This window comes from Sanguibacteroides sp. AM78-02pH3A, from assembly GCF_027666085.1.
Classification (GTDB): Bacteria; Bacteroidota; Bacteroidia; order Bacteroidales; family Marinifilaceae; genus Gabonibacter; species Gabonibacter massiliensis.
The window spans coordinates 418,169-441,608 of the sequence record NZ_JAQEHX010000002.1; the positions used below are offsets into that span (position 1 = coordinate 418,169).

Below are 23,440 nucleotides of genomic sequence, written 5' to 3' on the forward strand. Positions count from 1 at the left end.
ATTGAGGCATGAAAATAATACAGCAACCGGAATCACTAAGCTTGTCAGGAAACGTTAAGGATTTTATTCTTTCGGAAGTAACCGGAAGTGTTGAATTTGTTTTAACGTGCGATGCTGTCGAAATTTTGAGGGAAAACTACGAACCTATTGCCGGGAGAGTTGAGATCCCCGTGAAGCTGGTAATTGATGAATTATTGAAAATCTCCATCCCGGATTTTGACTCTGTTATTTACGAGCAAACGAGGGCGGTTAAAACATTTTCGGCGAGAATCGATACACAAATTATAACTTTTACAGTCGTGAAAGGAGGATTTTCTGCGTTGGAATCAACCCCCGTTTTCTTTAAGACTAATTTTTTAACCTGGCAACCACAACAAAAATTTATAATTTCCAATCAGCCGGAATTTTTATCGTATTATACTCAGGAAACCGGGAACCTGAAAATAAAAGGTTACTTCTCGGATAAGGCATTCGAGATTCATACAATTATTTTGGAATCCGCTAAACTTTACGCTTTTAATCTTAATTGGGATATCGTAAACGGTTATTTTTCCAAACAAGTATTGTATTACGACGTTTGGGTAGAAAATCCGGATGGAAACCGGTTAAGTTATATACAACGTTACGTGCTCTCTCCTTTCCATGATAATCAGCAAATTTATTTGTTCGAGAACACTATCGGTGGAATTGATACGGTTTTGTTTTCCGGGTTATTTTCTTCCTCTTTGAAAACGGAAGGTAATCTAAGCACGATAAAAGATGAGACGACGGATAGCGATATAGATATGTCTTGCGTCTACATGCAAAACACGGGATTTTTGCCTTCTAAAGATTACGCCGAGTGGCTACGTGATTTTTTTGTTTCTCCGCAACGATTCCACGTGACGGATTCAGCACGACGAATTTTTATAGAAGAATCGGAAAATAAATTTGAAACGGATAATTTGAATACTTACGAGTTCGAATTCCGATACGCTAAAGAGACAAAATATAATAATATCGTTCGGAACCGGGAATCTCTTCCTGAACTGTTAGAATTTCCCGTTGTTGACGAACTTTTTTTTTTAGCTCCCCGGCTGACCGAGTTTCCTCTTGCTGCGATAGCTGACGATCTTATATTACCAGTTCAGTATGCTTTTGAAAATGCTTGGCGTCGAATTTCCGTCGACGCAATAACTCGGTATGTTTTAGGGTATACTATTGATAATATAGAGACAATAATCGACCTAACAAACTATTGGCAAAAAACAGAACTTGTCCGGGAAGATTTGTATTTAAAATTTCTTGATCGTAAAATTTTTGCTGGATACGCGGATGAAGCTGAAAACGCTGAAAAATGGGCTGATCACTTCTTTGAAGATTACATAAATCAGCCTTTACGCACAACAGATGATGTTTTGTTTAACTCTATTTCTGTAAAAGAGTATTGTAGTTCGGAGAATTACGCGTCTGGATTGTTGGGTACAGGTTATATGTTTGATAGTAGAGGATACGGGGAAGTAACAAGACTCGACGTGCGTGAATACCTGTATGTACCCGAGATTATAAAAAATAAAGTTTCCGTTGTCGCGGATGAATTTTGGTTTACCGGTGGTGGTGTCGTGGACACTATCGAATGTACCGGAATGGACCGCTATAAAATTAGTCTTAAACAGGAAAAGGAGGTTCCAGAAATCCCGTGGAAAGAAGGTGATATTTTACGAGGTATATTTAGCTTGGAAACAGGTTTTTCAACTGTTTACTATACCGTTGAAAAAATCGAGGATAAACATGTATTTATCCATGCCGAGAACGCGCCGGAATTTTTTTCATACTTAACGGACTCGTTGTCTAACTATCTTTTAACGGAAGACGGAGCCTATTTGATGGTTAACACCGGTGGATATCCGGACCGATTTTTAACTCTCGCGCGGCAGGGAAACGTTTCGGATCCGGACCGACAAGGAAGTATTTATGTCGATAGTATAAACAAGTATATTAGAGTTCTCGACGGGGTTTCCACCACGACGATAAACTTCGAGAATATTCGTGTGCAGTTGGGAGATCTCTCCGGGCTTGTTTCACCGGTGTTGGGAAAACTAAACGGATTCGGTTTGTACTCGTCGAATGTTTACCTTATCGGAGATTTCATGCTCCGGAACGGCAAAAGTGTGGCGACCGAATTTAATAACGTATCAGAAACCCTTGTTTCTATTTCAACCCGGCTGACCGATACAGAAGCAGCAATCGAAAATACAGTGTCTAAGACCGTGTACGATGCTTATACCCAGTCTACAAGTACCTTGTTATCTCAAATTACGCAGCGAATAACGGATGTAGAAGCAAGTATAGAAAGTACGGTGTCTAAAACTGTCTTTGACGCTTACAAGCAAAGCACAAGCACTTTATTATCGCAAATCACGCAACGAGTAACGGATGTAGAGGCAAGCATAGAAAGTACTGTATCCAAAACGGTTTTTGACGCTTACACGCAGTCCACAAGCACGTTATTGTCCCAGATCACGCAAAAAGTAAATAATAATACCGCGGAACTCGAGTTAACCGTGAAAGCGGACAATGTTATCGCGTCGATAAATGCCTCTGTTGAAAAGGATGGGACATCGGCTTTACGGCTTAAAGGGGATAAAATTGAACTGAACGGGAATACAGTGATGAAAAATAAGTCTGGTTCCGTGATTGACTTTTTGGGAAGTGATAATGATGTCATAAACATAAACGATGGTTTTTTCAGGATAGATAAAAATGGAATGATCTATACTTCCGGGGGCTTTTTTTACGGTTCTGTATCGGAACTTTTCAAGAAAATAGAAACTGAAAATCCTGTCGAAAACCTGGACTTCTCTACTGGATTTAATTTTTCCGGGCAAGCTGCTTACAACGCGTATAAAACTTACGTGCTTCCTGACGATGTAAAGTATCAAGGAGTTAGAGCATCCGTGTTTAATACAGGTGATAGCCGGATGTCCGGGTACATTTATATTAAAATTAAGAATGATAATAACTTTATCTTTCCTTCTGGTGGGTATGATAAAACAGTGAAAACCGTAAAATTAAATTTTACACGGCTACTCGAGTTAAAAGCCGTTCTGGGAAATAATAATACACTGAAATGGTATATACTTAATCACTCGGACTTTACTTACGATTCTCAAGATAATTCAGTGTATTCTAAAGATTTTTGATATGAGTAATTTAATAAATGATAAAGTAGAAAAAAGAGAGGTAAAGATTAGTGATTTACCGCTTGTCTCGAGTTTAGTCGGGTTATCCACGATCGGTGTCGACGCGCAAAATCGCACCGTCCGGGTCGGGTTAGAGTTTATAAAAGCTTCTTCCGATGCCGCTCTCGCGGCCGCGGAACGGTTAAACACCCTATCGGACAACCCGATGAAAATTATAAACGATTTTTGGTATCGTTACAACGAACTGACAGGAAAATACGAGAATACTGGAATGAAAGCTAAAGGCGATCCGGTCCCAGTCGTCGATAGCTTAATTTCTACTTCCACAGTCGACGCTCTTAGTGCTAACCAGGGCCGGGCTTTGAAAAGCCTTGTCGACACCCTTCGAACGGATTTAAACGACTATTTGCCTCTTTCGGCAGGGAATGGTAAACCTCTTACCGGTAAATTATACGCTAATGGAGGAGTGAAATTATCCGTTAAAGGGGTTAGTCTCACAGGAGTAAATTCAACAGGGAGAGAGGAGGCGTTAATATATATTTCATCTACTGATGATGTGGTTGTCGGAGATCAACGTGACAATTTGGTATTACATTCAGTAGCTTCCGATCTTATACACAGAAGAGGCGCATCAGCGGAATACAAGATATGGGATGCATATAACCTTTCGAGTCCAGCTACCACGACGGATTTGAATAGTTATATACCGAGATCTGCTCAGGGTGTTACAACAAGTTTATTAAACTTACAAGGGGGTATATACAGGGGAGGAGCCTCGATGGATGGGGAGTTCGGGTACGCTTGTAATATGCTATTAAGATTTGATTCTGGCGGTACGAATTGGTACACGGGAGGTATTCTATCAATATCAACAGGAGGGGAGCTTAGAGTTGCCGGGGTGAGTAACGGAACATTGAGTGTGTGGCGGGATGTGGCGATGCAAGGAATGTCAAATAATTTCTTGCATAGTGGCAACGAGGTTACCTTTATATCACAAGCGGCAGCTCTCCCCGGCGTGTGGTTGAATTATCGAGGATGTGCGGGTGGAATAACGGATTATTTGCTGGGATCGGGTAAGGCAGACGGTTCATACGCGAATTTAAAAGTTAAAAACCTTTACACGTCGGAGAGTATTTACATACCTAATGGACAAAAACTTAAGTCTTATAGTTCAGAAGGAAATATTGTAGATATGGCATACGTAGCTCCCGGTTCAAATATCCTGGTCCTTGGACATTTAAGTACCCCCGGGGTCTTAATTAGATCCACTAACACAGATATATACCACGCTCGGAATGTAGGTGGCACTGCGACCAATTACAAAATCTGGGATGCATATAATTTATCCTCTCCCGTTACTGGTTCCGGTGGAGTCGCGGGGCAATTAGCCAAATGGTCAGCAGCTACTGCCCTGTCTGGTGGAATAGCGTACAGTTCTGGAAACGTGGCGTCAACGGTAGTGGCCAGGGACGGTAACGGAGCGTTTGCCGCTACTTCTATTAGTGTTACAAACCTAAATGCAACAAACCTTGGCACGGGAGGTAACGCCACGACAATTCATGTCGGTTTAATACCGAGGGCTGTTAATACATGTTATATAGGTTCAGCGGATCGGCCGTTCGCGCAAATGTACTCGGCACATTTCAACGGACATTTGGCAGGATCAGCAGACTTTTGTTGCGACAAAAGAGTAGAGGTAGTTACCGCTATACCTTCCACGACACTCGCTAATACCGTGTATTTTTTAACATAATAGGCAATGGCAGGAATTAGTATAACAGATAGTAGTAATGTTCTAAAAACATTAAAGGATTGTAAGATTACAGATGCGAATAACGTGTTAAAACAAGTCCGGGAAATTTGGGCCACGGACGCGAATAACGTTAAACGTCTCGTTTGGCAAAGAGAGGTAAAAAGAAGTTTCGTGTTGTACTGGGATCCCCGGTCAACGATATCGCAGCAAGAAGAAGAGCAAATAATCGGGACAAACCTGACTGGAACACTTAAAAGCGATCCGGTTACCGTAAATAATTTTCTTGTTATAGCGAAGATGAATCAGTTTGCCGGGTCTTCAGTTAAAGAGTTTATGAACAACCCGTGGGGCGAGATAAAAACTCTTGTACTCCGTTCGAAACTCGATTATTCATTGCTATATGATCTTGTTATTGGTCTATCTTTCGGCCCGATGGCAGATGGCCGAAAAATTCTGGAAGTCCGTGCTGGAGGATCCGGGATCGAAACTATCGAGGGCGTTTCTGACCTGACAAACTACAACTGGCCCGATTCCACGACTGTGCCTATCTACATGCTTATCGGGCACATGGACGAACCGAGCGACGAGGCTGCAAGACTTGTATTAAACTCTTCGTACGCCACCGGCGTGATATAATTATAAACGTTAGAATATTTATTATTAACAACTTAGAAATTAAAATTATGGCAACAACAGCAATTACAACGAAAGTTAATGGTTTGGAGTCAGTTAGCATTAACGTTGAGGCGCAAAATGCCTCGATTAAACTTAAGGGAATATTCTCTCTTAATAGCCAAAAAGTAGTTATTTCTGGCAACGGGGAATTTAGGAAAGTGGACGATGATAGCCACGTCGGAAATTTTAACAAGAATGTTAATCGTTTCGGCTACACGGATATAGAAGAAAACTACCTGAACGATTGCGCGAATCTACTAAAAGCCACGATCACGGACATCGAGGTGAAAGCAGAAGCCGGAAGTATAACTATCTAAAACTTTATTGTTATGGCAAAGGAAAAGACGATTAAGGGAGTGACAAAGTTGAAAAGATTTGAAGTTTTGAACCTGAACGAGGTTTTGAGTAGTAACAAGATAAGCAAGTTGAGTAAAGAGAGTGCTTTTGCCTTGTTAGACATGAAGATCGAGTTAAACAAGCACGTTAACGAGATTAACGAGGCGCAGCGTCTCGCGGCAAATCAGCTTCGTCCGGCAGATTTGAAGGAAGGAGAAAAAAATGAAATTCTCGAAAAAGAATGGAACGACAAATTCCGTGACTTCGCGGAAAAACATCTTAACGAGGAAATAGATGTTAAGCTACAAAAGATTAGCAAAGAACAGTTGCTCGAATTTGTTAAAGAAAATGATTTGAGCCTCGATAGGATTAATGTTTTGCAGTTAATAGTAGAATGAAAGTAGATACAGAGGTACATTTAAATACCTCTGTATCTCTAAAATTTAAATCTATGGAAATAAAGATTTTTTATAATAGTTTTATAGCGAAGCTGTTATTACTATTTTCTACTTGTAGCACGATAATGCTCTTCGGTTCTGTCTTTACGAAAGAATCAGAGTTAAATAATGAAGAAAAGACACATGAATCGATTCATGTCGTGCAGTATTTAGAATGTTTTATACTTGGGACATTGCTTTTATTTGTATTGCTATACTTAGGAGCATCGATATGGTTTATCCTGTTACCGATTATTTGTTATTACATTTTATATCTAATGGAGTGGCTTGTTTCTTTCATCCACCACCTTTTTAGTAAGAGGAAAAAGGATTTTGTAAAAGCTAACGGTAAAGCCTATTGGAGTTCAGCAATGGAAATGGAAGCGTACGATAATCAGAACAATCCTCTTTACCTAAAGACACGAAAGTTTTTCGCATTCGTTAGGTATTACGGAAAAATATAGGATTTTAAGGAGGTGTGAAATGGAAAATTTTAAGGCGTTAGTTGTTAGTGTTATCGCCGGATTGATGGCGTATCTTAATCCAATTTCAGGAGATTTAGTATCGATGTTGACAGTATTTATGCTAAATTTCTTTTTTGGATTATTGGCTGCAATTTTTGTAAATGATGAGAAGTTTAAATTTAAAAAAGCGTGGAAGTGTGTTAAAGAGGCCACTATATTTTTTGTTTTGGTTGTGGCAATATTTTTTATCGGTGAGAAAAAAGGAAATATGGATGGTGCGATACAGTGTGTTAGTTTCGTTACTTATTCTGTTTTCTATTTTTATGGAGTGAACATGCTGCGAAATATAAAGTTGCTGTTTCCCCAGAGCCGCACTATTGCTTTTTTATACGATGTATTGAGCATTGAGTTTGCAAAAAAAATTCCGGGATTGAGTAACTATTTGGGCAAAGAAATTAAAAATGAATCGAAGTGAAATAATAAAGGAACTTAAAGAGTTCTTTGACGTGCGGGAGCTTGTTTGCCCGCATTGTCACAAAAAATTTGGCGATAATAGCTGGCAATTTATAGACACGGAGCTATTACATACCCTCCTAATTGTCCGGCGGGATATACTGAAAGTTCCTATTTATGTTAATAATTATGACTCCGGCGGCTCTTTCTCTCAACGAGGGCTGCGTTGTAATATTTGCCAGATTGTTGAGGATAAAACGAGCAAGGGAGAAGTGTATTTGTCTGCGCACGTTAACGGGTCCGGAGTTGACTTTACGGCTAAAGGAATGACCGCGGAGGAAGCACGAACAATAATAGCCACTAATGTACATTTGTTGCCTTTCCCAATACGATTGGAAAAAGGCGTGAGCTGGATACATTTAGATATCTACGATTATTTGAATGGAAAAAAGATAAATTACTTTTAATATGACGAAATATCTATTGTTTATAATAGTTATTCTTACCGGTTCTCTGGTAATATCTGTAAGGAGTTGTCATGGAATTCGGGAGGACCGGAATAGACTATCCGATAATCAACGAACATTATTGTCTAATGTAGAATATTATCGTACAAAAGATAGCCTTTCCGCCGCTTCCGTCGAGAGACTAACGTTATCAAACCGGGAGTTTACTCGTTATTGCGATGATTTAGAGAAGCAGGTTACGGACCTAAATTTGAAAGTAAGACGATTGCAATCTGTTAGTCAGACGGCAATAGAAACAAAGTATGTTATAAAGACTGTTACTCGTGATAGTATTATTCCAGGGCGGATGGATACGCTGAGATGTATCGATTTTAGGAACGATTATCTTACACTTTCCGGTTGTGTGGATCGGGAGTCCTTTTGCGGGACGATTGAAAGTAGAGACACTCTTGTACAGATCGTTCATCGTGTACCTCGAAAATTTTTATTCATTCGTTGGGGAACGAAAGCAATTCGCCAAGAAGTTATTAGCAAGAATCCTTATAGTAAGATCACTTATTCAAGGTATATTGAATTGAGAAAGTAGTTTAAATACGTTTATTCTTTATAGATCATTATATTGTAGCGGGCGTTTTTCAATGGAAATGTATAAACGCTCCTTTCTCGTTTGTCACTTCTCATGTTTTTGTAATAATATTATTATGATAGATTATGTTATGATAATAAATATTATACATGTATAATACATTGATATAAGAAATAATTATTATATATTTACACAAATATTATTTTTTATAATAATATTTATTCAAATAACCATTTTACTAACCTCTAAAATTAAAAATCATGAAAAAAACAATTCAACTAGTAGTATTAACGTTGGTTCTCCTGATCGGGGGAATATCAACGAACGTGGCTTCAGGTGAAGTGATTTACCGGACTCAGACATGCACGGAAGGGGAAACTTTTTATGTTAGTTTCGCGGGTATTTTTGACGGGGAAATGGATGATGTTTCGCTTTATCACGATTTTGGGAACGGACCGGAATTAGTGGGCTTAGGTGTGGTAAGCGCTTATGGATACATAGGGGTGACTATGGAAGATCAAGGAGTATACTGGTTTGGGTGTCATTTTGTGGAAGAGGGGATTCTTCGTTTTGAATACAGGCTTTGCGTGATATTAACGGTGGTGAAGCCGGTGGCACAATGGGTGAATGGTTCGAAAAAGAATGCTCGCCCGGGATCACTGGTTTGTATCCAGGAGAAAAGCTTGGTTTGGAGATCTAAAATGTTAGTACTGGCATAAATAAAATTTTAAATTAAACATGAGTACACGTGATATTTTCCCGGTGGTTATACACGAGATAAAACAACAAAGCCGGAGCTGGATCTTTCGTTTTTTCGCCCTGTTCTCGTTAGTCGGGATCGTGTCGTGTCATGTTTACTGGCAGGGGCCGGGCGGTGAGAACTGGAAGATGATGGCCTTGCCTTGCTCCATGCCTTTGGTGAACGCTTACCTGTATAGTGTTGTGCAGTCGTTGTTCCTGGCGGTAATGATGGCGGAAATTCCCCGCCGGTTAAGTAGGCCGGGAGCCCTGGAGAGTTTACAGGCTCGCCCGGCAGGTAACACGGCTTTCTACTGGGGGATCGTTACCGGTAACCTCGTTCTTTTCGGCCTGGTTAACGTGACGGTGATTTTACTTTCTATCTTTCTGGTTAATTTGACGAGTCTTGCCCCGGTGGGCTGGGGTTATTACCTGTTTTACCTGTTGACGTTGAACCTTCCCTCGTGGTTGCTCGTGGCTGGATTCTCTTTATGGGTAAGTAGCGCCACGGGTTCCCGTTATCTCGCTATCACTCTTGCCGTGGCGTGGTTGATCGGTAGCTTGTTCTGGTTGCCTTACTTCCAGCACGGGACTCTCGATTACACGGGCAGTGGCGTTCCCAATTTATTCTCGTGGCTGGTGGGACACGTGAATCTTTCCCGTTACTTGTTGCATCGTTCGATTTACACGCTGGTCGGCCTGGGCTTTTTGGCGTGGGGAGTAAAATACATGAGGCGCTTGCCCAACCGGTCGAGTACCCGGAATCTTCATGCCTCGGGCGGGATCTTGCTCGTTTTGGCGGGCCTCGGTTGTGGCGTTTTGCTCGAGTACTCTCACTACCGGGACCGGTCGGTTCGATCGGAATACCGTTCGAGTTTCGAGCGTAACTGGCGGGAGGTGACCTGCCGGGTAAGGAGACACGATATCCGGTTGCGTCAAACGGGCAAGGGGTTGAAAGCGGAGAGCGACCTGCTGGTTTATAACCCCGGGAAACGGGATTTGAATCGAATCGTCTTGTTTTTGAACCCCGGTTTGCGTGTCTTGTCGGTTAAATCCGGGGATAACGCCTTGTCTCACGATCGTGACGGGCAATTTGTTTTGATCGATCGATCTTTGGCCCCGGGGGACACACTATCCTTGCGGCTGGCGTACGAGGGAAAGATCGATGACCGTTATTGTGACTTGCACCTTTCGAGCGAGGAACACGAGGACGTTTTTCACGGGGATCGTTTTTTCCCGACGGGTCGTCGGGGGGCTTTCGTCGAGCATAATTTTCTCCTGTTAACCCCCGCATGCACGTGGTACCCGGTGGCCATTCCCCCGGTGAATCCCTTTATGCCGTTAGCGACGGGCCGGGATTTCACCCTTTTCACGTTGATCGTGGAAAATCCCTCGCAACAAACGATTCTCTCGCAGGGCGTTCCCGAGCGGCTGAAAAACGGTATTCGTTTTACCAGCCGAAACCCGTTAAACGGTATCTCGTTATACGGTGCTAACGTTAAAAACTATAACTTGCCGGTGGATAAAACTTTCGGTTTCCATGTTAATTTGACCGGGTGGGGAGAAAGGTTGAAAATGATTTTCTCGGGCACGAGTCGCGATGCTTTCTCCAGGTTGTGTAAAAATCCCCCGGTGTACTGGTACGATTACAGGAACTTCCTGTCGATGTCGTGGTATGAACCGGGGTGGCCTTATCTTTACTTGTCGGAAGTGCCGGTTTCTTTTCATCTGTCCTCTCACGAGGGGAAATCCTCGGGTGGACTTGTAGAACCGGGAATGGTCTTTTTTCACGAGCGGGGATTCGACCTGGACATGACCGGCGTGATGAAGGCCGGTAAGGTTAAGACCGGGGAAGACTTTTTGTCAGCATGTGATGACCTGCATAGCCGGTTGATTAACGGTGTAATCAGGCAGCGGGGGAGTCATCCCTTGTTGAACCTCGGCCGGCAAAAAGTGAAAGTCACTTACGTGGCGGATAGTCCCGTGAGAACACTTGGCGCTGATAGAAATGCCTGGGTTTACTCTTTAAAATACCCGTTCATGGGTAAAGTGTTTGAAAGGTTAGGGGGACAAACACGTGTTATGAATAAAAGCCAGAGTATATCCGGGATGATTTTTGCCGGTCAAAAATCGTTTCACGATTATTTCACCGGTCGAACCTTGCTGGATTTTTTATCGGACTCGGGTTCGGAGAGGGGTATCAGGAACCAGGTGTTTTACATGAAGACGCAGGATCTTTTGATCAGGTTGACGTTGCGTGTTCCCGAGAGGGAATTGCGGTATTGTTTAGATAGCTTGTATCGACACGCTCGTGGCGAGATGGATTATGACTCGCTGCTGGAGAGGTGGGGGACTCGCTGGGGATTTGACATGAATCGTCTTGTCGAGGATTGGATGGCGACCAGGCACGAGCAATATTTTAAAATGAGGGACGAGGTGGTGCTTTACGATCCCGTTACCGGGCTTTCCAAACTCGAGGGAAAGATCATGAACGCCGGTAAGACGGGAGGCGTGGTCTCCATCGAGTACGGTAGCGTCGCCGAGATAGATCGTGTCAGCTGTTATATAGAGCCTGGGGAGGTGAAATCGTTCTCGTTCGTGGTGAGGGGGGACTCTTTTCACTTGAATACCTGGTTATCGACGAATCGGCCAAATTTTTTCCGTTTTCCCGCGAGGAAGAACCGTGAGTGTAGAGAACCCTGGGAACTTGGCGGGGAATGGCGCACGATCCCGGTAGAAGAATTTCTGGCGAGCGAGAACGAGAACGAGCTCGTGGTGGATGACCAGGATGCCGGTTTCGAGCTGGTGGATGGGAATTTGACGTGGTTTCAAAAATGGTTCCGTAAGGCACCCCGCGTGCGGAATTTCCAGGATGGAGAGACCTCTCGCTGGGAACAGGTGATCACGATGGAGGCGGAGGGAGACTCGATCCGGGGCTGTTACTGCATTGGCGGTGGAGAGGGTAAATCTACAGCCACGTGGCGGGTGAATCTCCCGGGGGCGGGACGTTACCGGGTAGTGGCTAAGGTGTATAAAAAGCTTCTTGTTCCCGGGTTCGCTCCCCCGGGAGGAGTGGTTAATCACTACACGGTTTTCCACGGGGATAAGAAAGAGGAAGTGGCGGTGGATCTGGATATCGCGATACCCAAGCGCGTGGGCTCCCCTGGCTGGGCCTCTCTTGGCGAGTATGATTTCCCGGCGGGGGAGGCAAGGGTGGTACTTTCCGACAAAGACCTCCAAAAACGAAAAGACGTGGCGATCGTGGCTGACGCGGTGAAGTGGATAAAAATAGACTAAGCGATAAATTAGGGTTCATGCCTGTTTCTCGAAATTTGGGAAAGGATCCGGGAAATTGTTCCGGATCTTTTCGTTTGTCTGCCCCCTGTATTTTCGAATGTATTGAAAGGTACTATTGATGTCCGCGTGTCCTAAATGCGCTTGTAGGTCCTTGATTGTAACTTCTCCTTTATCGAGTAAGAATCCGGCTCCCGTGTGCTTAAGGCTGTATAGCTTGTAATCCTTGCTTAATCCTAATTCGTCTCGTATCTCGTTAAATCTAACTCGTAACGAATTAATACCGATTTGCCGTGTGCCGGGTTCCCTGTTTCTTGAAAATATGAAATAATCTCGATTTACAGCTTGTAATTTGTACACGCGTGTAATTATATTGTAGAATTGTTCAGGAATGGCTATAATTCGCTCACGCGAGTTTTTCGCGTAACATGCTTTTATCGTTATCGTTTTTGCCCAGAAATTTATGTGTTTCACTTGTAATGTACGTAATTCTAACCCGGGGCGAATCGCGCAAAAATATTGCATCAAGCATGCAAGATACAATTGTTTATCTTTTTTTTCGATCGTTTGTAATAGCACTTCGAGGTCAGGGGGAAGAATGGGAGAAGGGGCGTTATCTTTTGTTTTTTCCCCTAACGGGATGTTGTATACCGGGGACTTGTAAATTCTTTTTTTCTCTATCATGGAATTGAAGAACATGGACAAGATAATCTTGTAATTATTCACGGATCGTTTATCGAGTTGTTTTTTTTCTATAAGTTCCTGAAAGAATTTTAGTATCACTTTATTGTCAATTGCCGTTATATCATTTTCATCGAGTTTATTTTTTATAATAAACCCGTGAAATACTCGCATTCTTGATTGATACGTTTGATAAGATTTCTTTTTTAAAGATAGTTTTCTCTCTGCCAGGAAGTCTGATAACAATCTTCTGATCGTGTTGTTAGATTTTCTTTTTTTACTGTAAGATTGATTTTCATGCTGATAGTTAATTTCATCCTCGTACACGGATTCCGGATCTTTCCAGGGAAGCCATCCTGCTTTTAATTTTCGTGTTATTTCCCGGATTAATTTATCGGCATGTTTCTTTTTTTGCATTATAGTCCCCTCGGAAAATCCTTTTTCAATTTTCTGTGGAACAAGTTTTCCCGTTTCGGGGTTCCGGACCGAGTAATAAATATACCATCTGCCTTTTGGCGTTTTTCTTAATTGGGGTTTTGTCGCGATTTTCTTTTCCATAAGATTAACTTTTAAAATTCCCCAACTTTAAAAAGAAAAATTATGGTCTCGAAAATTATATAATCCCACTCGAAAATATAACAGTCTGATTGTCAGACTGTTACGTGAGTATTGTGGAGAATAACGGAATCGAACCGTCGACCTTTTGACTGCCAGTCAAACGCTCTAGCCAACTGAGCTAATTCCCCGTTTGCGGTGCAAATATAGATAAAAATCCGGAAATATGAAATTTAAGGCGAGAAGAATTTTTTATTAAAAATGCGTAGCTTCCGTTTTGATCTACAACAATCAATGATTAATACAAATTTTTCAGATTTCAATAATACTACTGGCGGAAGAAGAAAGGTTAAATATAGTTACTGTATTACAGTGCCTTAAATGGTGTTTGTGTTTTCTCTTGTTTTTCGTAGTTACAGGTGTTATAATCTTTTCTCGTGGAAATGGGGGAGGGTAAGATTGAGGTATGATCGAGTATGCAGGTGATAGAGTTTTATCGTTGGAGAAAATTTCCCCGAATTTTCGTGGCTATCGGGTCTGGTATGAATGATTTACAGGTATAATGGTAGAGTAATTGAGATGCAAAATTGTCATATATTTTATTTTTGTAAATGTAAGTTGTATATTTGCTCCAAAGAGTTTAATGATGGCGTGTATTAAGGGCAAAAATGGAACAATGGATTATGTGTGGATTTTTGAGCAATACTATCGGGGATTGGCTTATTTTGCGTACCGCTTGTTGAAGGATAGAGAGGCGGGAGAGGATGTGGTTCAGGATGTTTTCGTAATGTTGTTTGAGAAAGGAGTTCCTTTTGAAAAATCCGGTGTGTTAAAATCTTTTCTTTATATTACCGTTCGAAATCGTTGTTTGGATTATCTGAAACATCAAAAAGTGGTAGAGAAACACCAGGCCGATTCGCTTTTAGTCGGTAAAGAGCCGTCTCACGATTCGATATGGGCAGCTCTTGTTGAGTCCGAGACTTTATCCATCGTAAAAGAGGCAATCGATCAATTACCTTGCGAATGTGCAAAGGTTATGCATTTGGTTCTTTTAGAGTATAATAGTATCGAGATAGCTGAAAAATTGGATGTAGAACCCAGTACCGTCCGGGCTCAAAAGCAACGGGGGCTTTTATTACTGAAAAGATATATTCCGCAACATCTTTTTGTTTTCGTGTTCGGAGGTATGATTTGAAAATAGCTATCGGAGATTCGATGACGGAGTCTCTCGACTGTAAAATTTCTTTCATGCCATCCATTTTTGACGGATAGCACTTTAACCCCGTCCCCGGGTGCTATCGTTCAATGTTGAATGTTAAAATTGAAATTCTTTTAGTCACTTATCGGAATATAATCGTTTTGTATATAAAATAGCAAAATATGCAAAACTTGAAAAAATATTACAGTTTGGCACAAAAGATCGCTCGCGGTCTGTTGAACGGAGAGAGTAAGTGGAGGGAGGAGATGGAAGAGGAGGCCGGATTACGGGAAGAGTTGGAATGGCGTTTTTCTCCGGATGAGTTACGGAAGGGACTGGAAATTTTCCGGGAGATCGATGAGGTGGGGGCAATCGTGCGGATAAAGGATCGGTTGAAAAGGAATCGTTTACGAAGGTGGAGTATGGTCGGGGTGAAAGTGGCTGCTGTGCTTGCTTGTGGATTTTTTGTTGTTTTGTGGATGAATGAGGAGCGGGAGCCGGAGCAGAGAGAGCTATGGACAGCCGAGAAATTGAAGACCCCTTATTTGCTTGTCGGGGAGAGCAAGAAAATAGATTTGTTCGATTCCTTAACCATCGTGCAACGAGGAGTTGTGGTTGAAAATAGGGCCGGGGGAAAGTTGAGTTATCGAAGCGCATCGGTTCGAGGCACGGAAGAACCGATTGTAAATAAATTGGTGGTACCGAAAGGATGCGAGTATTACGTGGAGTTGTCGGACGGAACGAAGGTGTGGTTAAATGCCGCGAGTGAGTTGTCCTATCCGGTTTCTTTCAATGCGGTCGAACGGGATGTCGAATTGAGGGGGGAGGCTTACTTTGAAGTAACGAAATCCGAGGTTCCCTTTGTCGTGAAAACCGGAAATATGGATGTCCGGGTTTTGGGAACGGCCTTTAATGTTATGGCCTATGCGGACGAATCGGATGTGGAAGTGACGTTGGAGGAGGGGAGCGTACGAATCCATGCCGATGATAAAGAAGCTCTGTTATCTCCCGGTCAGCAGGCCGTGTTTGAGAAAACGGATTCCATTTTACAGGTAAAGAAGGTAGATACGGAAATTTATACCGGTTGGCGTTCGGGAGAATTCCTGTTCGAGGGAGAGTCTCTGGAAAGGGTGGGGCGTAAGCTTGCTCGGTGGTATGACATGGAGATCGTCGTGGATAGTGTGTTGCGCCATAGATCGTTGAACGGTTCGTTAAAACGTTACGAATCGATCCGAGAATTTCTCGATGTATTGGAGTTGACCAATGAGGTGAAGGTAAATTATCGGGAAGATCGAGTGGAAATTTTATCCAAAAAAAAGTGAGGTAATCGAAAAAATCGGGAGATCTGACCATCCCCCGATTTTTATAGGTTATACCTATATATGTTGTTTAACCCAATTCACAAATTTATGAAAAAAAATCGATTTTCTCCTTTTGGGAGAAGAATTAAGGGATTTTTATCATCTAAACAGATGATGATTATGTTCTTCGGTATGGTGATTTCGTTGCATTCGGGTATGGTTTCGGCACAGAAAGTGACGATCGACGTGAAAAAGGCCTCTTTGGTTTCCGTTTTGGAGGAGATCAAACGCCAGACGGGCTATCGTTATCTTTTCGTGGGGGATCAGGTTCGGGAGGTAAACGATATCACGCTTTCCATGAAAGATCAACCGGTGGAGACCGTTTTGGACTCTTGTCTACGGAATACGATCTGGACCTATGCCATTTCCGATAAGACGATCGTCCTTTCTTTAAGGGCGGGTACGGCGGTAAGTAAATCCAGGCAACCCGTTAAAAATGAGGTGGTGGGAATCGTGAAGGATAAAAAGGGGGTCCCCATGATCGGGGTAACGGTAAAACTTGTAAACACGACGCTGGGGATCTCGACGAATAGTAAAGGTTTTTTTAAGTTGCTTTTGCCGGTAAAGAGCGGAACGTTAGAGTGTTCGTTTATCGGCTATAAGACGCAGAAAGTGGAGTTTACCGAGAAACCGGATACGCTTCGGATCGTAATGACCGAGGACGTGACCGGATTGGACGAGGTACAGGTAATCGCTTACGGGGAGCAGAAGAAGCGTACTGTCATCAGTGCTATCTCTTCCGTGAAAGCCGATGACATCAAGGAGTTGCCCACGCATAGTTTGGAAAGCTTGTTGCAAGGACATATGGCCGGGGTGGAGGTAAACAATCTTTCGGGTGCTCCCGGGGGTGGAGGTTCTATCGTGGCTATCCGGGGATATAACTCGTTTTTCGTGGAAGGAGAAGGTGGAGACCGAGCGTATGGATCTCCTCTTTACGTGGTGGATGGGGTACCAATACAATCGTTTACTTCTCCGATCACGGGAACCAATATGCTCTCTAATTTGGACCCTTCGATGATCGAATCGGTAGAGGTCTTGAAAGATGCGGCTTCAGCAGCGATATACGGCTCCCGGGCCGGAAACGGGGTGATTTTGATTACCACGAAAAAGGGGCGTGTCGGACAGGCGAAGTTCACGGCTAATGTCTCCTATTCGGCTTCGTGGATACCGGAGACTCCCGTGCAGAGCGGCGGTCAATTGGAGCGTTGGCATAATATCCGAGGACTCCGGAATACGATTATTCCTTATCAGGGGAGTGACGGGCACTGGAAGATTCCGACCTCTTACGAGGAAGTGTGGGGTTTTAGAGGAAGCGAATTGAATCAACCGGTTTATGACTGGTTTTGGGGAAATGCTTCTGAAGCCAATCATAGTCAGCGATTGCAGGATAGTTTGAATGTTTTTTACAATAACTCCACGGATTGGTGGAAATATGCTTATCGTACGGCCAAGGTTTATAACGCCAATTTGCAGGCCAGCGGGGGATCGGAAGCCATTCGTTATATGATCGGTGCGGGATATTATAAGGAGGAGGGAATTATGTATGGTAGTGATTTCCAGAGAATAAACGTGATGACGAATCTTTCGGTTAACCCTTCAAAACGGATAAGATTGGATAATTCGTTCTCGCTCTCTTATAGCGATCGAAGTCGGGGAGGAGATAGAACCGGGGCTAAAGTGGAAGGAGTTACAATAAATCCCATGTTTGCCTCGACTCTTCATCCCGGTGAATCTTATATAAAAAAGGAGTTACTTAAAAAATTGAACAGTGTTATACAGAAAAATCATAGTTATGCGGCTCGTTATAACTTGGTATTGGATTATGAAGTTTTACGAAATCTGCATTTGCGTTTGTCGGGAGGGCTCGATTATAACCAGAATAATTTAAATCATTTTGAGCCGAGTACTTTTGACTCTTATCATCATTGGTCGAAATCAGAGGGACAAATCGGGCGAAGTATTTCTTTATTGAATGAAAACCTGTTGAATTATACTTTTTCGATCAAACAGGTTCATAATTTCGATATTTTATTGGGATTGTCTTTTCAAAAAGATCAATCTTATGGTAATGGCGGGTCCGCTCGAAAAGGGCCGAATGATTATGTACATTATGTACAGGGAACGTGGGGTGGTGAAGATGGAGTGGTAAACGTGGCGGACCCCAATAGTAATCAGGAGATATTTCAATCTGCTTTTATCTATACTTCCGATTTTGAAGAAGAACGGATGAATAGCTATTTTGGGCGGTTGACCTATAATTTCAAGGAGAAATACATGCTGGAGGCGACTATTCGTCGGGACGGATCGTCGGTTTTCGGAGAGAAAGTACGTTGGGCTACTTTTCCTTCGGTTGCGGTAGGCTGGGCTTTTTCGGGGGAACCTTGGATGAAAGGGTTGTACTGGTTGAGTTTCGGTAAGATTCGGGCCAGTTGGGGTAAGTCCGGTCAAAAGTTTAGGCAGCGTTATTTGGCTCACGGGTTGATGGCTTCGAGCGATAACATGTTTTTAGGAAACGGGGGAATTGTTCCGGACCGAAAGGGCGGATTGATCAATCGAAAATTGACGTGGGAAGAGACTGATCAGTACGATGTTGGATTGGATGTCAGTCTATTGGATTACCGTATCCGGTTGACTTGCGATTATTATTACCGTTACACGAAGGGACAATTGAATCAAGTGGATCTTCCCGGTAATATCTATTTTCATGGTTTTCAATGGCAAAATGCCCTGGCGGTATCCAATGAGGGACTTGAAGTGGAATTAACGGCCGATATTTTTAGGGAGAGTGCTGTGAAGTGGCGGATGAAATTTAATGCTTCCCGAAATTGGAATCGTTTTAGGAAAAGTCATGACGGATGGGATTTTTCAGGAAATGTATTAGGAAAACCTTTGTACCGGATGAAAGTGTATAAGACTGACGGATTCTTTAATGCCATGGAGGAAATTCCTTACTCTTACACGGAGGCCGACGGAATGCCCAAACCATTGAATTCGGGAAATTACAAGATCTTTTTCCCGGGGACTCGTAAAATCGTCGATTTAAACGGAGACGGGAAGATTGATGAGAAGGACAAATATTATGCGGCCAGCCCGCTTCCCGTGGCGCATGGCGGTTTTATCAACGAGATCACGTGGAAACAGTTCGATTTGAATGTAGTCTTTACCTATTCTTTAGGGCGGCATATCATCAATGCTTATAGTCGATTAAATGTTCAGCCTTCGGAAAAGGAAGGGCCAATTATGGGAGATGTTCGTGAATTCAATTCCTGGACTTTTCCGGGAGGAGGATCTTATGATTTTCCTCATATGCAAATGTATAACGGACTCGCGGGACAATTCAACGGAACAAACGATTGTGATATCGAAAAAGTGCATATGATTCGTTTAAAACAGCTGACCTTGGGATACAATCTACACGATAAAATAGCTAAAAAGGCCGGACTTGCGGGAGTACGTTTGTTCTTAACAATGGAAAATCTGTTTTTACTGACGAATTATTCCGGATTGGATCCGGAAATTGTAAATATTACGAGCGGTATAGATTTCTTAAGTTCTTACCCGCTTCCTCGGAAATTTACAGTCGGTTTGACTATTAACTTTTAAAACGGATGACTATGAAAAATATATGTATTATACTGCTTTTTTTACCGTTTTTTTCCTGTAACGACTGGTTGACGGTCGAATCGGAAAAATCGGTGACCTATATCAATTATTTTAAAAGCGAGCAGGATTTGGAAAACATAATGATTTCCATATTTGGAAATGAGAAAAAGATATTTGCTCCTTTCTATACGAATCATTTAGATATAAGTGGCTTGTTGTGTGACGAGGGAGGGGATTACGAGGGATTTAGAACATTGAATCCTGAAGAGTTTTTCGGTGGAAATATGGATAACTGGGCTATTCATTATAGTGCAATCTACTTGGCTAATATGATGGAAGAAAATCGATTCCGTTTCGAGCATATTTCAGAAGAACGAGCTGATTACTGGATTGCCCAAGCCAATTTTGCCAAGGCTTTGTTTTATTTTGACGTGGTCCGGCAATGGGGGGAAGCTCCTTTGGCTCCGGGGACGGAATCTACGGATGCTTTTGGTAAGAGTTCAATTACTATCCTTTTAGAAGAGGTGATTCGTTGTGCGAATATTGCTTTAAAGCTTCCGACGTATGAAAAGTTAACGGATGCTAACGGTAGTGTGGTAACTTCCAGGCAATATGCCAGTTTGGGTACGGTTCACACTCTTTTGGCCAATATTTATGCCTATATGGGAGGAATATCCGGAGATAGAAAATACTGGGAGGAGGCTGAGAAACATGCCTCTTTGGTTATCGATGGAAAGGTTGGGTATTATGATTTGGAACCGGATATTCTCGCTTTGAAAAACAATACATTGGGTGCCGGACGGAAAAGTGTCGAAACAATTTTTAGCATAGAGATCAACGACCGGGACGAAGGACGTTTCTGGAGTGCTATGTTCGAGTGCCGTTATCCCGGTTTATTGCTATTGGATTACCCGTATACAACGACTAATCCGGAGAATATAGAGTCAAATTATCGTAAACCTACCGTGTATGTCTCTACGATTGAAGATCTCTACGAAAGAGGGGATCAAAGATTGAAGGAATATTGGTATAAGTTGGGAGAAGTCGGTTATTGGCAACCTACTGATTGGGATGATGATGGAATCGTAATCGATTCGACTTGGAAAATTTCCGATTATGCCTTTTTAGATAAATGGAACAAGGAAATTCGGAGTGTAAATCCTGCAGTAATAGAAGGGGGAGATGCTCCCTTGTTGGCAATGGACGGAAACCGGGTGGTTTGGAGATTGGCCGATTTAATATTGCTTCGGGCAGAGTGTCGGGCTCGTTTGGGAATGGAAACAGCGGTAAATGATTTGAATCGTATTCGTAATCGGGCCGGCTTGAATGATTACTCGGGATCAACCGATCCGGAAGCACTTCGAAAAGAGATTTTCCATGAGAGGGAAAGAGAGTTATTTGGTGAGGGAGTACGTTATTACGATATTGTGAGGAACGGTTATTTCCGGGAACAATTGTCTTGGGCTTATGCCGCGTTAACCGATGAAGAGGTTAAAGACGGGGCGTTGTATCTTCCCGTACCGAGAAATGCGTTTGATAAGAATCCATTAATGAAACAAAATATCTATTGGTCATGGCGTCAGAAATAAAAAATATAGGTAAAAGTATAGCGATCGTAATGGCAGTGGTTTTCGCTTCCTGCACGAAATACGGTTATATCGACGGAGGTACGGCGAACGGAATCCACGATTGTACGATGTGGGAGTATTTTCAAACGGATAGTTATAATTGGGATTCGACGATTATCATGATCGAGCATGCCGGATTAAAGTCTCTTTTCGACGGGACAGGAGAACATAAACAGATCACTTTTTTCGGATTAACCAGTCCGAGTATTCGACGTTATCTGTTGGAAAACGGTTACGATCGGGTGACTGATATTCCGGAGGGGAAATGTAAGGATATTTTGCAAAAATTGGTTGTTCCCCGACGTTTGATATTAAAAAATATTCCTTTCGGTAATCGCGTAAATAGAGGAGGAGCCGAGTTTACAGAATATGACGGGATGACGTGTCCTGCACTTCGGGGAGAGTTGTTTTTATGGACGTTCCGGCAGACATACGAAGGGGTACAACAGGCGGGAGCCGTAGTATTGAATTTAGCCAGCCGAAACGTGCAAGGAGCAAGAAACGAAGTGATTGCTTCATCGGATATTCAGACAACCACGGGAGTGGTTCACTCGCTTAATTATGATTTTAAGTTTAGAAACTTTTAAAATAAGGTACGATGAAAAAAATAGTATACTTATTGGTTTGGGCCGGAATGTTTGTCATGACAGCCTGTAATGATATGGAAGTCGGGTTTCTGGTTGCAGATACCGCTGCCTACCAAAAAGATTCTTTAAGTTTGTATAATATGCAAAAAAGGCTTCAGGAGCTGACGACTCTACAGAATCAGTTTTATGAACAGGCAGGACCTTTAATGGAAGAAAGAGATTATTGGAAAGAGCAAGCGCAGGAAAAACGATATGAATTGTGGGATTTCGACGATTACGAGATTGCTCCGGTTGAAGAAGCATTGGAGGCGACGACGGATCCGGATCAACGTGCGGAGCTTCAAGAACTGTTAGACGAATTGTATGAGAAACGAGAGATAATAAGGAAGGAATGGCAAGATTTGCAGAATAAATCTACTGATCTCGATAGAAAAATTCGGCAAATCGCTATCGATATGGGAATCGGTTCGGAAAGGGAGTTGAATAATAAGATATCGAAACTGAAAAACACGATGGAGTATAAAATTCCCTGGGTGACTCCGCCGATGGAATCGGTTTTCGGGACAGAGCCGTTGATTTATTCCATCGTCGAGGTGAAAAACGAAAATCCGGCCAACGCTGAACTTTTCCGGAAAAGCCTGACCATTATCGGTGGTGGCCGAATGTATGTGGATCAGAACGTGCAAGCTCCCCCGGGACGTTATGTTGTTTCTGTCATGATTAAAAATGAGGGATACTCGAAAGTTTTGAAAGATGTCTTTACGTTTATTATCGAGGAAGGGGATGAGATTGACGATTAACCAGGTGATTGTAGATTAAGTGATTGAGAAAGTCAGGCACGGGTGTTTTATTCGAAAATGATTCTTAATTATAATTCGTAGATGCTTGTTCGCGGGGATTTATGGTTGGCGATGGAAGAGATTCTATCGCGAATCATAAAACCGTGAAATGATTCTGGGATTAAGGGATTAAAGTGATTCAGTGATTAGAAAGATTGCCGATTTTAGATTAAAAGGATTAAGTGATTCACTAATTGGGTGATTCAGGTAAGGAAAATCGCTTTTTTGACTTTTGATTGGAAATAAACGGATAGCGTGAGCTTATGAAAAGGACAATAAAAATTATCGGTAGTGTATGGATCATTTGTGGCTTGGTAATGATTTTAAGTGCAGGTGGTGAAAAGCGATATAACGTTTCTCAATCCAATGAAGATCTGATGCCTTCTTGCAAATACTCGTGTGATGTATATAAAATTCTTTTTTTAAATCAGGATTCTTTGGTTATACAATATGTTCCTAAAAGAGGAGAAGTTATGATAGGAGGAGGTCCTGTTACATATAAACGAATAATCAATTGATGATTAATGGATTAAATGATTAGGCGAATAAGCGAAAAAGTCACATAATTATATAATTTCAGAATCACTGAATTTTTCAATCTAC

18 protein-coding genes and 1 tRNA gene are annotated in these 23,440 nt (G+C 42.3%); 17 read left to right on the top strand and 2 right to left on the bottom strand.

The annotated features are described in order from the left end of the window. The first annotated feature begins 8 nt into the window (after nucleotides 1–8). From PGR74_RS04580 to PGR74_RS04625, 10 genes are all read left to right on the top strand, one after another. Nucleotides 9–3,182: a hypothetical protein gene (locus PGR74_RS04580; protein ID WP_110688507.1), complete on the top strand. Its 3,174-nt coding sequence runs from the start codon at nucleotides 9–11 to the stop codon at nucleotides 3,180–3,182. A 1-nt stretch (nucleotide 3,183) separates the two neighbouring features. Then, complete coding sequence (locus PGR74_RS04585; protein WP_041503408.1) at nucleotides 3,184–4,935, top strand: hypothetical protein; 1,752 nt, start codon at nucleotides 3,184–3,186, stop codon at nucleotides 4,933–4,935. A gap of 6 nt (nucleotides 4,936–4,941) precedes the next feature. Beyond that, complete coding sequence (locus tag PGR74_RS04590) at nucleotides 4,942–5,571, top strand: hypothetical protein (protein ID WP_041503409.1); 630 nt, start codon at nucleotides 4,942–4,944, stop codon at nucleotides 5,569–5,571. Between the two features lie 47 nt (nucleotides 5,572–5,618). Further along, on the top strand, nucleotides 5,619–5,927 hold the full coding sequence (locus tag PGR74_RS04595) for a hypothetical protein (RefSeq protein ID WP_041503410.1): 309 nt from the start codon (nucleotides 5,619–5,621) through the stop codon (nucleotides 5,925–5,927). Between the two features lie 12 nt (nucleotides 5,928–5,939). Beyond that, nucleotides 5,940–6,344, top strand: a complete 405-nt coding sequence (locus PGR74_RS04600; protein WP_041503411.1) for a hypothetical protein — start codon at nucleotides 5,940–5,942, stop codon at nucleotides 6,342–6,344. Between the two features lie 522 nt (nucleotides 6,345–6,866). Then, complete coding sequence (locus tag PGR74_RS04605; protein ID WP_041503412.1) at nucleotides 6,867–7,322, top strand: hypothetical protein; 456 nt, start codon at nucleotides 6,867–6,869, stop codon at nucleotides 7,320–7,322. Continuing rightward, on the top strand, nucleotides 7,309–7,767 hold the full coding sequence (locus tag PGR74_RS04610; RefSeq protein WP_052634589.1) for a hypothetical protein: 459 nt from the start codon (nucleotides 7,309–7,311) through the stop codon (nucleotides 7,765–7,767). Before PGR74_RS04605 ends, PGR74_RS04610 begins: the two co-directional genes overlap by 14 nt. 1 nt (nucleotide 7,768) lies before the next feature. Beyond that, nucleotides 7,769–8,353: a DUF6549 family protein gene (locus tag PGR74_RS04615; RefSeq protein ID WP_041503413.1), complete on the top strand. Its 585-nt coding sequence runs from the start codon at nucleotides 7,769–7,771 to the stop codon at nucleotides 8,351–8,353. Nucleotides 8,354–8,613: 260 nt separating this feature from the next. Further along, on the top strand, nucleotides 8,614–9,072 hold the full coding sequence (locus PGR74_RS04620) for a hypothetical protein (RefSeq protein ID WP_041503414.1): 459 nt from the start codon (nucleotides 8,614–8,616) through the stop codon (nucleotides 9,070–9,072). A 19-nt stretch (nucleotides 9,073–9,091) separates the two neighbouring features. Next, nucleotides 9,092–12,388 carry a golvesin C-terminal-like domain-containing protein gene (locus tag PGR74_RS04625; RefSeq protein ID WP_041503415.1) on the top strand — a complete coding sequence of 1,099 codons (3,297 nt, stop codon included), beginning with the start codon at nucleotides 9,092–9,094 and terminating at the stop codon, nucleotides 12,386–12,388. Nucleotides 12,389–12,403: 15 nt separating this feature from the next. On the opposite strand, the gene PGR74_RS04630 is transcribed toward PGR74_RS04625, so the two are convergent. Both PGR74_RS04630 and PGR74_RS04635 read right to left on the bottom strand, forming a co-directional pair. Further along, nucleotides 12,404–13,624: a tyrosine-type recombinase/integrase gene (locus tag PGR74_RS04630; protein WP_041503416.1), complete on the bottom strand. Its 1,221-nt coding sequence runs from the start codon at nucleotides 13,622–13,624 to the stop codon at nucleotides 12,404–12,406. A gap of 114 nt (nucleotides 13,625–13,738) precedes the next feature. Continuing rightward, nucleotides 13,739–13,812: transfer RNA gene (locus PGR74_RS04635), tRNA-Ala, on the bottom strand. Nucleotides 13,813–14,297: 485 nt separating this feature from the next. Here PGR74_RS04635 and PGR74_RS04640 point away from each other — a divergent pair. The 7 genes from PGR74_RS04640 (at nucleotide 14,298) to PGR74_RS04670 (ending at nucleotide 23,355) form a co-directional block, all read left to right on the top strand. After that, nucleotides 14,298–14,816 carry a sigma-70 family RNA polymerase sigma factor gene (locus tag PGR74_RS04640; RefSeq protein WP_270516783.1) on the top strand — a complete coding sequence of 173 codons (519 nt, stop codon included), beginning with the start codon at nucleotides 14,298–14,300 and terminating at the stop codon, nucleotides 14,814–14,816. A gap of 185 nt (nucleotides 14,817–15,001) precedes the next feature. Next, nucleotides 15,002–16,141, top strand: coding sequence for a FecR family protein (locus PGR74_RS04645; protein WP_270516784.1), 1,140 nt, complete (start codon nucleotides 15,002–15,004; stop codon nucleotides 16,139–16,141). Between the two features lie 150 nt (nucleotides 16,142–16,291). Then, entirely contained in the window at nucleotides 16,292–19,783 is a 3,492-nt protein-coding gene (locus PGR74_RS04650; protein WP_110688533.1) for a SusC/RagA family TonB-linked outer membrane protein, read from the top strand. 11 nt (nucleotides 19,784–19,794) lie between these two features. Then, complete coding sequence (locus PGR74_RS04655) at nucleotides 19,795–21,372, top strand: RagB/SusD family nutrient uptake outer membrane protein (RefSeq protein ID WP_041505188.1); 1,578 nt, start codon at nucleotides 19,795–19,797, stop codon at nucleotides 21,370–21,372. Beyond that, nucleotides 21,357–21,998 (top strand): hypothetical protein, encoded by a 642-nt coding sequence (locus tag PGR74_RS04660; protein WP_052634592.1) that lies wholly within the window; start codon nucleotides 21,357–21,359, stop codon nucleotides 21,996–21,998. Before PGR74_RS04655 ends, PGR74_RS04660 begins: the two co-directional genes overlap by 16 nt. 11 nt (nucleotides 21,999–22,009) lie before the next feature. Next, nucleotides 22,010–22,798 carry a hypothetical protein gene (locus tag PGR74_RS04665; RefSeq protein ID WP_052649398.1) on the top strand — a complete coding sequence of 263 codons (789 nt, stop codon included), beginning with the start codon at nucleotides 22,010–22,012 and terminating at the stop codon, nucleotides 22,796–22,798. A 302-nt stretch (nucleotides 22,799–23,100) separates the two neighbouring features. After that, nucleotides 23,101–23,355, top strand: coding sequence for a hypothetical protein (locus tag PGR74_RS04670; RefSeq protein WP_041505187.1), 255 nt, complete (start codon nucleotides 23,101–23,103; stop codon nucleotides 23,353–23,355). The last annotated feature ends 85 nt before the right edge of the window (nucleotides 23,356–23,440 follow it).

Excerpts from the sequence above, each read along its gene's own strand:
- PGR74_RS04615 (WP_041503413.1), top strand. The coding sequence starts at position 7,769 with ATGACGAAATATCTATTGTTTATAATAGTTATTCTTACCGGTTCTCTG.
- PGR74_RS04580 (WP_110688507.1), top strand. The coding sequence starts at position 9 with ATGAAAATAATACAGCAACCGGAATCACTAAGCTTGTCAGGAAACGTT.
- PGR74_RS04620 (WP_041503414.1), top strand. The coding sequence starts at position 8,614 with ATGAAAAAAACAATTCAACTAGTAGTATTAACGTTGGTTCTCCTGATC.
- PGR74_RS04600 (WP_041503411.1), top strand. The coding sequence starts at position 5,940 with ATGGCAAAGGAAAAGACGATTAAGGGAGTGACAAAGTTGAAAAGATTT.
- PGR74_RS04605 (WP_041503412.1), top strand. The coding sequence starts at position 6,867 with ATGGAAAATTTTAAGGCGTTAGTTGTTAGTGTTATCGCCGGATTGATG.
- PGR74_RS04665 (WP_052649398.1), top strand. The coding sequence starts at position 22,010 with ATGAAAAAAATAGTATACTTATTGGTTTGGGCCGGAATGTTTGTCATG.
- PGR74_RS04655 (WP_041505188.1), top strand. The coding sequence starts at position 19,795 with ATGAAAAATATATGTATTATACTGCTTTTTTTACCGTTTTTTTCCTGT.
- PGR74_RS04640 (WP_270516783.1), top strand. The coding sequence starts at position 14,298 with ATGGATTATGTGTGGATTTTTGAGCAATACTATCGGGGATTGGCTTAT.
- PGR74_RS04585 (WP_041503408.1), top strand. The coding sequence starts at position 3,184 with ATGAGTAATTTAATAAATGATAAAGTAGAAAAAAGAGAGGTAAAGATT.
- PGR74_RS04645 (WP_270516784.1), top strand. The coding sequence starts at position 15,002 with ATGCAAAACTTGAAAAAATATTACAGTTTGGCACAAAAGATCGCTCGC.
- PGR74_RS04625 (WP_041503415.1), top strand. The coding sequence starts at position 9,092 with ATGAGTACACGTGATATTTTCCCGGTGGTTATACACGAGATAAAACAA.
- PGR74_RS04610 (WP_052634589.1), top strand. The coding sequence starts at position 7,309 with ATGAATCGAAGTGAAATAATAAAGGAACTTAAAGAGTTCTTTGACGTG.
- PGR74_RS04595 (WP_041503410.1), top strand. The coding sequence starts at position 5,619 with ATGGCAACAACAGCAATTACAACGAAAGTTAATGGTTTGGAGTCAGTT.
- PGR74_RS04670 (WP_041505187.1), top strand. The coding sequence starts at position 23,101 with ATGAAAAGGACAATAAAAATTATCGGTAGTGTATGGATCATTTGTGGC.
- PGR74_RS04630 (WP_041503416.1), bottom strand. The coding sequence starts at position 13,624 with ATGGAAAAGAAAATCGCGACAAAACCCCAATTAAGAAAAACGCCAAAA.
- PGR74_RS04650 (WP_110688533.1), top strand. The coding sequence starts at position 16,292 with ATGATGATTATGTTCTTCGGTATGGTGATTTCGTTGCATTCGGGTATG.
- PGR74_RS04660 (WP_052634592.1), top strand. The coding sequence starts at position 21,357 with ATGGCGTCAGAAATAAAAAATATAGGTAAAAGTATAGCGATCGTAATG.
- PGR74_RS04590 (WP_041503409.1), top strand. The coding sequence starts at position 4,942 with ATGGCAGGAATTAGTATAACAGATAGTAGTAATGTTCTAAAAACATTA.